Below are 12564 nucleotides of genomic sequence, written 5' to 3' on the forward strand. Positions count from 1 at the left end.
GGATGTCCATGGCAGAGGTGCCCCAGATGCTTCCCATCCTCATCCTTCAGACCGGCGGCCCGCCGCAGGCGGTCGGCGCGGCCTATGGCGGCTTCGATCGCATGGTGGGCGAGGTGGCCGGCCTGAATCCCGGGCGGCTGGCCCGCGTGGCTGCCTACAAGGGCGAGACGCCCGAGGCGCCGTCGCGCTACGCGGCCGCGCTGATCACCGGGTCGCGCGCCAACGTGACCGACCACGCGCCCTGGAGCGAAGCCTGTGCGGGCTGGGTGCGCGATGCCATGGACGCGTCGCTGCCCCTGTTCGGCATCTGCTATGGCCACCAACTGATGAGCTATGCGCTGGGGGGGCGTGTCGGCTACCTCGAGGGCGGGCGGGAGATCGGCACCCAGCAGGTCGAACTGACTCCGGCGGCGGCCGGCGATGCACTGGTGGCGGGCATGCCGTCGATCTTCGCCGCCCATTTCATCCACGAACAGACCGTGGCCGAGCCGCCAGCCGGCGCCGCCGTGCTGGCCCGCAACGGCAATGACAGCCACCAGATGCTGCGCTATGGCCCCAATGCGGTCTCGGTGCAGTTCCATCCCGAGTTCACGGTGCCCGTCATGAGGGCGTATTTCGACGTGATGCGGGCCGGGCTGGCCGATGAAGGCCTGGACGTGCAGGCGCTGCGCGCGGGCGTGGCCGAGACGCCGGTGTCCCATGCCATCATGCGGCGCTTCTTCGAACGCATCGCCGCGCCGGCGGCATCGGCGGACGCTCGATGAGTGCTGCGACCTTCATCCACGATTCGACCAAGGAGACCGTCATTTCCACGCAGGTTCTCGCCCGCGCCAGGCTGCTGGCCGCAAGCCTGGCCATGCTCGCCGCCTCCCAGGCCCAGGCCCAACTCGATACCGGCGCCTGCCTGGCCCGGCTGCGGCCGGCAGCCCCGGCCAACGGCATCCAGGTGGCCGATTTCGATACCTACACCCAGGGCGCGACGCTGCTGGCTTCCACGGTGGCCTCGGCGCGGGCCCAGCCCGAAGGCAGGGAGACCTGGTGGGACTACCTGGCCAAGACCGTGGACGAGGAACGGGTGGTCGACGGGCGCAAGCTGATGGAGGCCGAGGCGGCGCCGCTATCGGAGATCGCCGCCCGCTACGAAGTGGATGGCGAAGTGATGGTGGCCATCTTCGGCATCGAGACCAACTTCGGCCGGGTCCTGGGCAAGACGCGGGTGCTGGATGCATGGCTGACCCGCGCGTGCACCGAGAACAAGCCGCTGTGGATCAAGAACGTCTATGCCTCGATACGGATGCTGCGCGACGGACTGGTGCAGCCGGATACCTTCGTCGGCTCGTGGAGCGGCGCCTTCGGCATGACCCAGTTCATTCCGACCTCCTACTACGAGCTCGCGGCCGACGGCGACGGCGACGGAAGGATAGACCTGTACGGATCGCTGCCCGACGCGCTGGCGTCCACGGCCAGCCATCTGCGCAAGCGGCGGGCGCGATGGACGCGGGGGCTCTTGCCGGTCATCGAGGTCAAGCTGCCGGCCGGCGTGGCGGCAGGCGTGCCCGCGGGCCAGGAGTTCGCGGGCTCGGAGCGCCGCACGCTGGCCGAATGGGCCGCCCGCGGCGTCACGCGGGTGGACGGCGGCAGGCCGGATCGGCTGCGCGGCGGCGAGCCGGCACCCGATTCGCCCGCCTATCTGTTCGCGCCAACCGGCGCGGAGGGCCCGGTATTCCTGGCCACGCGCAATTTCGACGCCATCCTGAGCTACAACGGCTCGCACAAGTACGCGCTGGCCGTCAGCCTGCTGATCGACCGGCTGCACGGTGAGCCGCCCATCGCCACTCCCTGGCCGACCGACGATCCCGGCCTGTCGCGCGCCGAGATCCGTGAGTTGCAGGCGTTGCTGCTGGCGCGAGGCCATGACGTCGGCACGCCGGACGGCATTCCGGGCACCCGCACGCGCGATGCCGTGGCCGCCGAACAGCAGCGGGCCGGCCTGGCCGTCGATGGGCGGGTGGGCCAGCGCATCCTGCGGACGCTGCGGCAGGATCCACTGCCGCGTACCGCGCCGGCACCGGAGCCGCAGCCGGGGGGCGGCGCATGAAGGCAGCGCCCGGACCGGGCATCCTGGCGGTCGACATCGGCGGCACGGGCTTGAAGGCCGCCGTCATCGACGATGCGGGCCGGCTGCTGGGCCGGCACCTGCGGGTATCCACGCCCAGGCCATGCCCGCCGGACCGGCTGCTGGACGAGGTCGCCGGCATGGCCGCCATGCTGGAAGGCTACGATCGGATCTCCATCGGTTTTCCGGGCGTCATCCGCCGGCAGCGCGTGCTGACCGCGGTCAACCTCGGTTCCCCCGCGTGGGTGGGGTTTCCGCTGGCGCAGGCGCTGGGCGACCGGCTGGGCTGCCCCGCGCGGATGGTCAACGATGCCGACATGCAGGGCTATGGCCTTGCGCTGGGAGACGGCCTGGAGTTCGTCATGACGCTGGGCACGGGTGTGGGCACGGCGCTGTTCCGCGATGGCGAGCTGATGCCGCACCTGGAACTGGCGCACCATCCCATGGAGGATGGCAAGACCTACGAGGAATGCCTGGGGGACGCGGCGCTGCGGGCCGAGGGCAGGCCGTGCTGGAACCGGCGCCTGGGGCGCGCGCTGGCATTGGTCGACGTCCTGCTCAAGCCGGACCGCATCCACCTGGGTGGCGGCAACGCGCGCGAGGTGGAGGCGGGCTTGCCGCCTCATGTCAGCGTGGGCTCGAACGATGCCGGGCTGGCCGGCGGGGCGGCGCTGTGGCGACGCTGGAATCCCGCCCACGCCTGACGGGCGCGATCCCTACGGCAGCTCGGCCGGATAGCTGTCCAGCGCCAGCGAGACCTGGCGCCTGATGTCCCAATCGGCCAGGGTCGCCTGCACCGCGCCGTAGTAGACGCCGTTCTTGACCACGAACATCGAGGGCAGGTGGAACACCTCGTAGCGTTCGACCAGCCCGCGGTTGCGGCCCGCATCGATCCAGCAGATGCGCGCCACCGGCAGGCTCATGTCGGGAAGCTGGGCGCGCGCCAGCCGGCAGTTGGGGCAGGTGTCGCTGGTGAATACCAGCAGCGAGGTGCCGGGGGCATCCAGCAGGAAGCGGTCGGCGGTGCCGTCGTCGATGTCGATCTGTTCCATGGGAAAAAAAGCGGGCGCCGGTGGGTTCCGCGCGGAGTTCATGGGCGAGAATATATCGGATTTCCTTTTTTCGTCCCCCAGCCATGCACGCCAATGAACCGAACCAGCCGCCGCGCCGCTGCGCGTGGGCCGGCAACGATGCCCTGTACGTGTCCTACCATGACGAGGAGTGGGGCCGCCCCCTGGACGGCGAGGCGGCGCTGTTCGAGCGCATCAGCCTGGAGGGCTTCCAGGCCGGCCTGAGCTGGCTCACCATCCTGCGCAAGCGGCCGGCCTTCCGGCAGGCTTTCGCAGGATTCGACGTCGACGAGGTCGCTGCCTTCGGCATCCGGGACGTCGAACGCCTGCTGGCCGACACGGGCATCGTGCGGCACCGGGGCAAGATCGAGGCGGTGATCAACAACGCGCGCCGGGCGCGCGAACTGCGTGCCGAGGAAGGCTCGCTCGCGGCCTTCCTGTGGCGCTACGAACCCGCCGGTACCTACGACGGGCCGCCGCGCGCCGAGTCGCCGGAATCCCGGGCCCTGTCCAAGGAGCTCAAGCGGCGCGGCTGGCGCTTCGTGGGGCCGACCACGATGTATTCGTTGATGCAGGCCGTCGGCATGGTCAACGACCACGGACCGGACTGCGTCTGCAGGAAGGAGGTGGAGGCGCTGCGCGCCGCCTTCCCGCGGCCGGGCGCGTTGGGCCGGCGCAAGCGGCCCTGAAAGCGGACGCCCCTTATGAAGCGGCGTGCACAGGTAGCACGTTGCGATGACTTCGGATAGAGTATCCGGGCTGGATGCAGTGCCTTGTCGCGTTACCGGTTGGTTTCCCTGTCCGATCCCCGGTGTCACGAGTGGTGTGCCGCGGGCGAAGGACCGCAGCATTCACACGGGGGCAGATCATGACGTGGGTACTCGAGGCCATCAGGCAGTCGCCGGAAATCCTGCTGTTTCTCTCGCTGGCGATCGGCTTCTGGATAGGCAAGTTCCAGTTCGGCAGGTTCCAGCTCGGCGGCGTGGCGGGTTCGCTGCTCGTGGCGGTGCTGTTCAGCCAGCTCGGCGTCTCCATCGACAACGGCGTCAAGGCGGTGCTCTTCGCGCTGTTCATCTATGCCGTCGGTTTCGAGAGCGGCCCCCAGTTCTTCAAGTCCCTCGGGCGCCAATCCCTGAAGGAAATCGCCATGGCCGCGGTGCTGGCCATCACCGGCCTGGTGACCGTGGTGGTGCTGGCGCGCATGTTCGGCCTGGACAAGGGCCTGGCCGCCGGGGTGGCGGCGGGGGGGCTGACGCAGTCGGCCATCATCGGCACCGCCGGCTCGGCACTGGCCAAGCTGGGCCTGCCGCCCGACGAGCTCCAGCGCCTGCAGGCCAACGTGGCCATCGGCTATGCCGTGACCTACATCTTCGGCTCGTTCGGGGCCATCATCATCTGCGTCAACGTACTGCCGAAGTTCATGGGCCGCGACATCCGCGAGGATGCGGTGAAGGCCGAGACTTCGATGAACGCGGGCATGATCGTGCCCGGCGCGGGTGAACAGCTCGCCGCGCCCGAGGTGGTGGGACGGCTTTACCGGGCCGGGCCGGCTGCGGGCACCACCGTGGGCGAAATCGAGGCGCTGGCGCCCGACGGCATGGCGGTGACGGTCGAACGCATCAAGCGCGACGGCCAGATCATTCCCGCGCAGGCCGACCTGAAGCTGCACGCCAGCGACATCGTGCTGCTGGCCGGCAGGCGGGCGGCGGTGATGGCCGCGCGCCAGGCGCTGGGAGACGAGGTGCTGTCGTCCAGCGGCATGGACATGGTCATGCTGACGCGCGACGTGCTGATCACCGGCCCCGCCTACCTGGGCAAGACCGTCGCGCAGATACGGGCGGGCATCGCCGCCGACATTCGCCACGGCATCGTGGTGCTGGGCCTCAAACGCGACGGCCGGCCGCTGCCGATGGAGCCGGACACGGTCATCCGGGCCGGCGACGTCGCGGTGCTGTTCGGCACGGGCAACGACATCCAGCGCGCGGCCCACAGCGTCGGCACGGTCATCGTGCCCAGCGACAAGACGGATTGGGTCTATCACGGCCTGGGGCTGGCCCTGGGCCTGGTCATCGGGCTGGCCGTGCTGCGCATCGGGTCCATTCCCCTGACGTTGGGCAGCGGAGGCGGGGCGCTGTTGTCCGGGCTGCTGTTCGGCTGGTACCGCACGCGCAGGATGAGCGTGGGCAACATGCCCACCGGCGCCTCGACGCTGCTGCGGGACCTGGGCCTGGCGGGGTTCGTCGCGGTGGTCGGGCTGCAATCCGGGCTGCAGGCCGTCGACACCATACGCACCAGCGGCCTGTCGCTGTTCCTGATCGGCGTGGCGGTCACCATCGTGCCGCTGCTCATCACCATGCTGTTCGGCCGCTACGTGCTGCGCTACGACAACGCGGCCGTGTTCGCCGGCGCGCTGTCCGGGTCCCGCAGCGCCAACCCGGCCTTCGGCGAGGTGCTGGACAAGGCGGGCAATTCGGTTCCCACGGTGCCTTTCGCCGTGACCTATGCCCTGGCCAATGTCTTCCTGACCCTGCTCGGCCCGCTGGTCGTCGCCTTTGCCTAGGGTCCCATCGCAAGCCATCCACGGAGGCCGTCATGTCGACAGCGGATTACAGTCGGTACGCCAAACTGAGTCCTTTCGAACTGAAGGACGCGCTCATCGAACTGGCATCGAGCAAGCAGAACCGGCTCATGCTCAACGCCGGACGGGGCAATCCCAACTTCCTGGCCATCGTGCCGCGGCGCGCATTCTTCCGGCTGGGGCTGTTCGCCGCGCTGGAATCCGAGCTGTCCTTTTCCTACATGCCGCACGGCATAGGGGGGCTGCCCCGGATCGAGGGCATCGAGAATCGCTTCAACGCCTACATCGCCGAGAACCGGGACCAGGAAGGCGTGGTGTTCCTGGGGCGCGCCCTGAGCTACGTGCGCGACCAGATGGGGCTGTCCGCGTCCGAGTTCCTGCACGAGATGGTGGAGGGCGTACTGGGCGACAACTATCCGGTGCCGCCGCGCATGCTGCGGATCACCGAGGAAATCGTCCGAACCTACCTGGTCAAGGAGATGATAGGCGGGTTCCTGAGCAACCAGCACATCGACGTGTTCGCCACCGAGGGCGGTACCGCCGCGATGACCTACGTCTTCGACACGATGAAGGAAAACGGGTTGATCAAGGCCGGGGACAAGGTGGCGATAGGCATGCCGGCCTTCACCCCTTACATGGAGATCCCGCGCCTGAACGGCTATCAGCTGGAGTCGGTCTACGTCAATGCCGATCCGGACCAGGGCTGGCAATATCCGGACGCCGAGATCGACAAGCTGCTCGATCCGGCGGTGAAAGTCTTCTTCTGCATCAACCCCAGCAATCCGCCGTCCTACAAGATCAACGCCCATGGGCTGGAGCGCATCCGGAACATCATCGAGACCCGGCGGCGCGACCTGATCGTGCTGACCGACGATGTCTACGGGACCTTCGCCGACGATTTCCAGTCGCTGTTCGCCACGTGCCCGCGCAACACCATCCTGGTCTATTCGTACTCGAAGTACTTCGGCGCGACCGGCTGGCGGCTGGGGGCCATCGCCGTGCACCAGGACAACGTCATGGACGAGATCCTGCGCGGCCTGCCGTCGTCGATGAAGAAGGCCCTGAACGAGCGCTATGCCTCGCTCACGCCGGACGTGCCGGGACTGAAATTCATCGATCGGCTGGTGGCCGACAGCCGATCCGTGGCGTTGAACCACACGGCGGGACTGTCCACGCCGCAGCAGGTGCAGATGGCCCTGTTCTCGCTGTTCGCGCTGATGGACGAGCACGACGGCTACAAGGCCGAACTCAAGAAGTTGATCCGCCGGCGCCAGGCGGCGCTGTACCGCGAACTCGGCATCGCCAGGAGCCAGGACGAGAATGCGGTGGACTACTACACGCTGCTCGACCTGGGCGCCATCGCAAGGGACCTGCACGGCCCGGAATTCGCGGCCTGGGTGCAGAAGAACGTGGCGCCCACCGATCTCCTGTTCCGCATCGCGGACGAGACCGGCATCGTGATGCTGCCGGGCAGCGGCTTCGGCACGCTGCGGCCGGCCGGGCGCGTATCGCTGGCCAACCTGAACGAATACGAATATGCCGCGATCGGCCGGGCCTTGCGGCAGATGGCCGAACAGTTCTACGACGATTACCGCAAGGGCCGGCCCGGACCCGCCGGCAAGCGCGCCGCCGGCAAGGACAAGGCGAAGAAGGGCGGCAAGAAGTAGCCGGAAGTTATTCCCAGCCGCCGCCCAACGCCAGGAACAAGGCCGCCTGGTCGGTGGCCAGTTGTCCCTGGGCGGCGGCCAGCGCGCTTTCCGAACCGGCCAGGGTGCGGTCGGCGTCCAGCGCCGTCAGGAAGTCGGTACGCCCCAGGCGGTACAGCGTGCGCGCCTGTTCGGCGGCCTCGCGGTTACGGTCGCGGGCGGCGCGCAGCGCGTCGGCCCGGTCCAGGTCCCGGGCATATACGGTCAGCGCGCTGGAGGTCTCGCGCAGCGCGTTCAGCACCGCTGCGTCGAAGCGGGCCAGGGCGGCCGCGCTGCCGGCCTCGGCCTGTTCGATATGGCTGCGGGCCAGGCCGGTGTTGGGCAGGCTCCAGGAGATGAGCGGGCCCAGGCTCCAGCGGAAGCTGTTGTCGGCGCCGAAGCGCGACAGCGTGCCGGTGCTGCCGGCCGACAGGCCCAGCGAGATGCTGGGATACAGTTCGGACGTGGCCACGCCTATGCGGGCGGTGGCGGCCGCCAGCGAGCGCTCGGCCTGGCGGATGTCGGGCCGCCGGCGCAGCAGCGCCGCGCCGTCGCCCACCGGGACGGGATCGCGCAACGTGGGCGGGACATGGCAGGCGGCCAGGGACGCGGGCAGCGTACCCGGTGCCTTGCCCACCAGGACGGCCAGCCGGTAGAGCGCGGTGGTGCGTTGCGCCTCCAGCGGCGGCACGGCCGCCCGCAGCTGCTCGAGCTGCCCCTGGGCGCGGCTGATGTCCAGTGAGGTGCCGCGGCCCATGTCGGCACGCCTGCGAGTGAGCTGGGCGAACCGTTCCTGCAGCGCGATGGAGTGCCGGACCGTCTCCAGCTGCTGGCCGGCGGCGCAGACGTCGGCGTAGGCTCGCACCGTGCCCGCCGCGACGTTGACTCGAGCCAGGTCGTAGGCGGCCTGGGCCGCCTCCGCGTCGGCGTTCGCCGCCTCGAGCCCGCGCGATATCTTGCCGAACAGGTCGACCTGGTAGGACACGGCCGCGCCCGCGTCGTAGGTGCCGACGTCGGGCAGCGCGTAGGGCACGCCCTTGGCGGCGCCGGAGGCGCGCCCATAGGCGGGAGCGGCGCTGACCGAGACGTTCGGTCGCCGGCCGGCGCCAGCCTCGTCCACGATCGCGGCGGCGCGTCGCAGGTTGGCGGCGGCCACGCGCAGGTCGGTATTGGCGGCGAAGGCCTGGCCCACCAGGTCGTCCAGCACCGGATCGTCGTACAGGCGCCACCAATGGGCGGGCAGCGGCGCAGCCCGGGCGGACGAGGCCTCCAGTCCGGCCAATGGTCCGTTGGCGGCGTCGAGGTTGACGGCGGCCTGCTCCGGCACGTGGTAGTCGGGGCCCACGGTAGAACACGCAGCCATCGCGCCCAGCAGCGCGGCGGCCAGGCAGCGCAAGACGAGGGGTTTCATGAGGCCGCTCCTTGGGGATCGCGGGCCTTGGCCTGTTCGCGGACTTCGACCGTGGCCGTCTGGCCCGCCACCAGCCTGACCGAGTCCGGAACGCGGTCGATGGCCACGCGCACGGGAATGCGCTGGGCCAGCCGCACCCAGTTGAAGGTCGGGTTGACGTTGGGTAGCAGGTTGGCGGCGGTACTGCGGTCGCGGTCGGCGATGCCTTCGGAGAAGCTCTCGACGTGGCCTTCAAGCGGTTCGCCCGCGCCCATCAGCAGCACCGACGCCTGGTCGCCGACATGGATGCGCGGCAGCTTGTTTTCCTCGAAATAGCCTTCGACATAGAACGAGTCCCGGTCGACCAGCGCCATGACGGCATGCCCGGCGGTGACGTAGGCGCCGCCTTGCAGATCCAGGTTGGTGACGTAGCCGTTGACGGGGGACACCACCGTGCTGCGGGTCAGGTTCAACCGGGCCAGGTCGAGATTGGCCTGCGCCTGCGCCAGCGCGGCGCGCAGTTGCTCGGCGCGCGACTGGGCCTGTTCGCGGCTTTCCTGGGCGACCAGTTCGCCCAGTTCGCCGTTGCGGCGGATCTCGCGCGTGGCCTGGGCCAGGGCGGCGCGCTGCGATTGCACGGCGGCCTGGGCCTGGCGCACGGCCAGTTCGTAGCGGGCCTTGTCGATCTCGAACAGCACCTGCCCGGCGCGGACGGCCTGGTTGTCGCGCACCAGCACCCTGGTGACGGGGCCGGTGACATCGGGGGCGACCTGGACGACATAGGCCTTCACGCGGCCGTCGCGCGTCCAGGGACGGACCTCGTAGCGCTGCCAAAGGGTCCAGCCGGCGCCGATGGCGATGGCCAGGACCAGCAGGGTCAATGCGAACCGACCCAGCGCCGGCAATGAAATCTTGGGTATCACGTCAGAACTCGCGGGTAAAGAAAAACGACAGGCAGGCCAGGACTATGACGAACAGGCAGGCGTCGAACAGCGGGGGATGCCAGACCAGGCGGTAGAGGCCGAGGCGGGCCAGTCCGTGCCCAAGCAGCCTGGACACGACGATGGCCGCGAAGGCCAGCAACAACAGGGCTGGCACGTACAGGCCATAGACGTTGATTTCAGCGAACATGGTCGGACTCCGGCAGGGAAGGCGCCGGCTGGTAGTCGTCGGCATCGGGGTACAGGTCGCGGCGTATGCCGCACAGCGCGGCCACCGCGTCGGGCTGCGCGTTCGATGCCGGCAGCGCGCACACCGCGCGCAGCAGGTCGTCGATCCGCGCGAGCAAGTCGGGGGCGGGGCGCTGGGTGGGCACGCGCCGGCTGGCGAAGAACGAGGACAGCGCGGCCAGCAGCGGCCGCACGCGCACGTGGCTGCGGTCCAGCTCGGGCTGCAGGCGCAGCAATTGCGTCATGTTCAGGCCCACGCGCAGGTCCGCCAGTACGTCGGCGCCTTGCAGGTCGGCGTTGGCGCGGGCAGCCGCCATGCGGGGCGCAAGCAGCGCGAGGCGGTCCAGCATGCGGGCCGAGATCTCGGTTACGACGATGTTGCGGGCCGAGTCGGCGCGTCCCAGTTCGGCCAGTTCCCGCCAGTTCGCGCGCAACAGCCTGAGCGCGCTGTAGTCGGCGCTGATGGTGCGGAACAGCCGCGTGCAGACGGCGGCGGCCACGATGCCCGCCACCTGCGCCAGCATGCTGTTGGCGAAGGAGACGAGATCGGCGGTCTGGGTGTCGTGCATGGCCAGCGCCGAGGTCACGCCGAACAGGAAGGCCATCGCCCGGCCGGTGGTGGGCGGCCGGGCGATAAGTACACCCAGCAGGAGGAACAGCGGCGCGGTGGTCAGCACCAGCATCTCGAAACTGTGCACGGCCGGCAGCACGACCAGCAGGTAGAAGGCCGAGCACGGGATGGACAGCAGCGTGAACTTCAGGAACACCCGTATGGCCGGCACGGGGTTGTCCATGGTGGCGAACAGGCAGCAGAAGATGGCCGCCATCAGCGCCGCGCCCGAACCGGCCTGCCACGCGGTGGCGATCCAGAACAGGCAGCAGGCCAGGATGGCGACCGTGGCCGCGAAGGCCGACAGCAGGGCCAGCCCGCGGTCGGTGTGCAGCACGCGCGGTGAACTGGGCTGCTCGCGGACGGACTCGGAACGGGCGTCGTGCAGGCCCGCCTCGATGTGCGTGCGCAGCGCGCTGGAGTCGGCGTAGGCATGGATCAGTGCCTTCAGGCGCGAGCCCAGGCTGAGCTCGACCATCTCGCGCCACCCCATGTCCCGCGAGACCGCGGGATGGCTGGCGTCGATGGCCCGCACCAGCCCGGCCAGCCGGGCAGGGTCACGCGGTCCGGGATCGCCGGTCCATGCGGCCACATCGCGCATCACGGCTTCCCAGCGGCGGGCCAGGCCGGCGGGCATCGACCGCAGCACCGCCAGGCGGTCCTCGATGGCGGACAGCAACGGCATCATCAGCGAGATGCGGTCCTGCACGGCGTGGATGGCGTTGGTGGTCCAGCGCAGGTGCGAGGTATCGAAGGGCAGGTGGGTCGCCATCAGCCGCAGGTCGGTGACGTCGGCGGCGAGCTTGCGCCGATCCAGCTGGCCGACGTCGGACTTGCCGCCCAGCGTGTCGGCGATCCAGCGCTGGGCATCGTCGTAGGCCCGCTGCACGCGCGCGACGAGAACCGGGCCGATGCCCTGCGGCATCACCAGGCTGTGGATCAGCGTGGCGCAGGTGATGCCCAGCAGGATCTCTTCGACGCGCGCCAGCGAGGTGTCGAAGATCTGCTCGGGCTGTGTGACGGCGGGAAAGCCGATCAGCGCGGCGGTGTAGCCCGCCAGCATGAAGAGATAGGACCGGGGCGTGCGATCCAGCAGCGAGATGTACAGGCACAGCCCTACCCACAACGCGAAGGCGAGCGAAAGCAGCTCCGGCGCGTTGGCCAGGAGCGGCACGGCGGCCAGGGCCATGGCCGACCCCAGCGTGGTGCCGGTGACGCGGTAGACCGCCTTCGAGCGAACCGCGCCGGCCAGCGGGCTGCTGACCACGTAGGCGGTGGTCATGGCCCAGAACGGACGCGGCAGGCCCATGCGCATCGCAAGATAGAGGGCGAGCACCGCGGCTGCATAGCTCTTGAGCGAGAACAGCGCCTCGGAAAGGGTGGGGGGCTTCATGAGGACGACGCGGGCCCGGATTCCCGGGCGAGTTGTTCGATCGCGGCCTGCAGGCCTTCGAGCGTGCGCAGGCAGGCTTCGATGTCGTCCTGGCTGCTGCCTGCGAACAGGGCGCGGCGAAAGGGGATGAGGGCGGCTTCGACCCGGTCGGCGCATTGCCGGCCGGAGGCCGTGAGATACAGGGACTTGGCGCGGCGGTCGGAGGCGTCTTCGCGGCGTTCGACCAGGCCCAGCTCGATCACGCGGTCGATGACGCGCACCACCGACGAGGGCTCGATGCCCAGCGCGTCGGCGACAGCCCCGGGGCGGGCGCCGTCGCCCAGGCGGCCGATCATGACCACCGGCCAGGCGGTGGCCTGGGACAGGCCGAAATCGGCGGTCAACGTGTCGGCCGCCGATTTGTAGGCGCGAGCCGTGCGGCCCAGGGCCATGGTCAGGGTGGCGAGTTGCTTGTCAATTTTGTCCATGAAAAATATTAGCATGCAAACTATTTGTTTGTGAAGTATTTGCCGATTCGACAAAAATTCGACAAGGCTTCGACGTTTCTTCGATG

At 69.4% G+C, this 12564-nt stretch carries 12 protein-coding genes; 6 read left to right on the forward strand and 6 right to left on the reverse strand.

Annotation, left to right across the window (positions count from 1 at the left end; all coding sequences use genetic code 11):
- Positions 1 to 8: 8 nt before the first annotated feature.
- The 3 genes from ABD104_RS01880 to ABD104_RS01890 are packed head-to-tail and all read left to right on the forward strand — an operon-like array spanning position 9 to position 2820.
- The gene (locus tag ABD104_RS01880; protein WP_343927054.1) at positions 9 to 764 is read left to right on the forward strand and encodes a glutamine amidotransferase; all 756 of its coding nucleotides are present in this window, start codon (positions 9 to 11) and stop codon (positions 762 to 764) included.
- The gene (locus tag ABD104_RS01885; protein WP_132978844.1) at positions 761 to 2098 is read left to right on the forward strand and encodes a lytic murein transglycosylase; all 1338 of its coding nucleotides are present in this window, start codon (positions 761 to 763) and stop codon (positions 2096 to 2098) included. Before ABD104_RS01880 ends, ABD104_RS01885 begins: the two co-directional genes overlap by 4 nt.
- A complete protein-coding gene (locus ABD104_RS01890; RefSeq protein WP_087840102.1) occupies positions 2095 to 2820 on the forward strand; it encodes an ROK family protein in 726 nt (241 codons plus the stop codon). Before ABD104_RS01885 ends, ABD104_RS01890 begins: the two co-directional genes overlap by 4 nt.
- 12 nt (positions 2821 to 2832) lie before the next feature.
- Here ABD104_RS01890 and ABD104_RS01895 read toward each other — a convergent pair whose 3' ends face one another.
- Positions 2833 to 3168, reverse strand: a complete 336-nt coding sequence (locus ABD104_RS01895; protein ID WP_087840277.1) for a thioredoxin family protein — start codon at positions 3166 to 3168, stop codon at positions 2833 to 2835.
- Positions 3169 to 3251: 83 nt separating this feature from the next.
- On the opposite strand from ABD104_RS01895, the gene ABD104_RS01900 reads away from it, so the two are divergent.
- The 3 genes from ABD104_RS01900 (at position 3252) to ABD104_RS01910 (ending at position 7431) form a co-directional block, all read left to right on the forward strand.
- Positions 3252 to 3875, forward strand: a complete 624-nt coding sequence (locus ABD104_RS01900; protein ID WP_087840103.1) for a DNA-3-methyladenine glycosylase I — start codon at positions 3252 to 3254, stop codon at positions 3873 to 3875.
- Positions 3876 to 4054: 179 nt separating this feature from the next.
- On the forward strand, positions 4055 to 5746 hold the full coding sequence (gene aspT, locus ABD104_RS01905; RefSeq protein ID WP_087840104.1) for an aspartate-alanine antiporter: 1692 nt from the start codon (positions 4055 to 4057) through the stop codon (positions 5744 to 5746).
- Between the two features lie 32 nt (positions 5747 to 5778).
- On the forward strand, positions 5779 to 7431 hold the full coding sequence (locus ABD104_RS01910; RefSeq protein WP_087840105.1) for a bifunctional aspartate transaminase/aspartate 4-decarboxylase: 1653 nt from the start codon (positions 5779 to 5781) through the stop codon (positions 7429 to 7431).
- 7 nt (positions 7432 to 7438) lie between these two features.
- On the opposite strand, the gene ABD104_RS01915 is transcribed toward ABD104_RS01910, so the two are convergent.
- From ABD104_RS01915 to ABD104_RS01935, 5 genes are read right to left on the reverse strand one after another with little or no spacing between them, the layout of a single operon-like run.
- Positions 7439 to 8860 carry an efflux transporter outer membrane subunit gene (locus ABD104_RS01915; protein WP_087840106.1) on the reverse strand — a complete coding sequence of 474 codons (1422 nt, stop codon included), beginning with the start codon at positions 8858 to 8860 and terminating at the stop codon, positions 7439 to 7441.
- Positions 8857 to 9762 carry an efflux RND transporter periplasmic adaptor subunit gene (locus ABD104_RS01920; RefSeq protein ID WP_371695190.1) on the reverse strand — a complete coding sequence of 302 codons (906 nt, stop codon included), beginning with the start codon at positions 9760 to 9762 and terminating at the stop codon, positions 8857 to 8859. Before ABD104_RS01920 ends, ABD104_RS01915 begins: the two co-directional genes overlap by 4 nt.
- A 1-nt stretch (position 9763) precedes the next feature.
- Complete coding sequence (locus ABD104_RS01925; protein WP_087840107.1) at positions 9764 to 9970, reverse strand: DUF1656 domain-containing protein; 207 nt, start codon at positions 9968 to 9970, stop codon at positions 9764 to 9766.
- A complete protein-coding gene (locus ABD104_RS01930; RefSeq protein WP_279814840.1) occupies positions 9960 to 12011 on the reverse strand; it encodes an FUSC family protein in 2052 nt (683 codons plus the stop codon). Before ABD104_RS01930 ends, ABD104_RS01925 begins: the two co-directional genes overlap by 11 nt.
- Positions 12008 to 12478, reverse strand: coding sequence for a MarR family winged helix-turn-helix transcriptional regulator (locus ABD104_RS01935; RefSeq protein ID WP_087840109.1), 471 nt, complete (start codon positions 12476 to 12478; stop codon positions 12008 to 12010). The genes ABD104_RS01930 and ABD104_RS01935 overlap by 4 nt, the downstream gene beginning before the upstream one ends.
- Between the last annotated feature and the right edge of the window lie 86 nt (positions 12479 to 12564).

It is taken from the genome of Pigmentiphaga daeguensis, assembly GCF_039523035.1.
Taxonomy (GTDB): Bacteria; Pseudomonadota; Gammaproteobacteria; order Burkholderiales; family Burkholderiaceae_B; genus Pigmentiphaga; species Pigmentiphaga daeguensis.

Coding starts and splice junctions, on each gene's coding strand:
- ABD104_RS01900 (WP_087840103.1), top strand. CDS start 3,252: ATGCACGCCAATGAACCGAACCAGCCGCCGCGCCGCTGCGCGTGGGCC.
- ABD104_RS01935 (WP_087840109.1), bottom strand. CDS start 12,478: ATGGACAAAATTGACAAGCAACTCGCCACCCTGACCATGGCCCTGGGC.
- ABD104_RS01885 (WP_132978844.1), top strand. CDS start 761: ATGAGTGCTGCGACCTTCATCCACGATTCGACCAAGGAGACCGTCATT.
- ABD104_RS01915 (WP_087840106.1), bottom strand. CDS start 8,860: ATGAAACCCCTCGTCTTGCGCTGCCTGGCCGCCGCGCTGCTGGGCGCG.
- ABD104_RS01880 (WP_343927054.1), top strand. CDS start 9: ATGGCAGAGGTGCCCCAGATGCTTCCCATCCTCATCCTTCAGACCGGC.
- aspT (WP_087840104.1), top strand. CDS start 4,055: ATGACGTGGGTACTCGAGGCCATCAGGCAGTCGCCGGAAATCCTGCTG.
- ABD104_RS01910 (WP_087840105.1), top strand. CDS start 5,779: ATGTCGACAGCGGATTACAGTCGGTACGCCAAACTGAGTCCTTTCGAA.
- ABD104_RS01925 (WP_087840107.1), bottom strand. CDS start 9,970: ATGTTCGCTGAAATCAACGTCTATGGCCTGTACGTGCCAGCCCTGTTG.
- ABD104_RS01930 (WP_279814840.1), bottom strand. CDS start 12,011: ATGAAGCCCCCCACCCTTTCCGAGGCGCTGTTCTCGCTCAAGAGCTAT.
- ABD104_RS01895 (WP_087840277.1), bottom strand. CDS start 3,168: ATGGAACAGATCGACATCGACGACGGCACCGCCGACCGCTTCCTGCTG.
- ABD104_RS01890 (WP_087840102.1), top strand. CDS start 2,095: ATGAAGGCAGCGCCCGGACCGGGCATCCTGGCGGTCGACATCGGCGGC.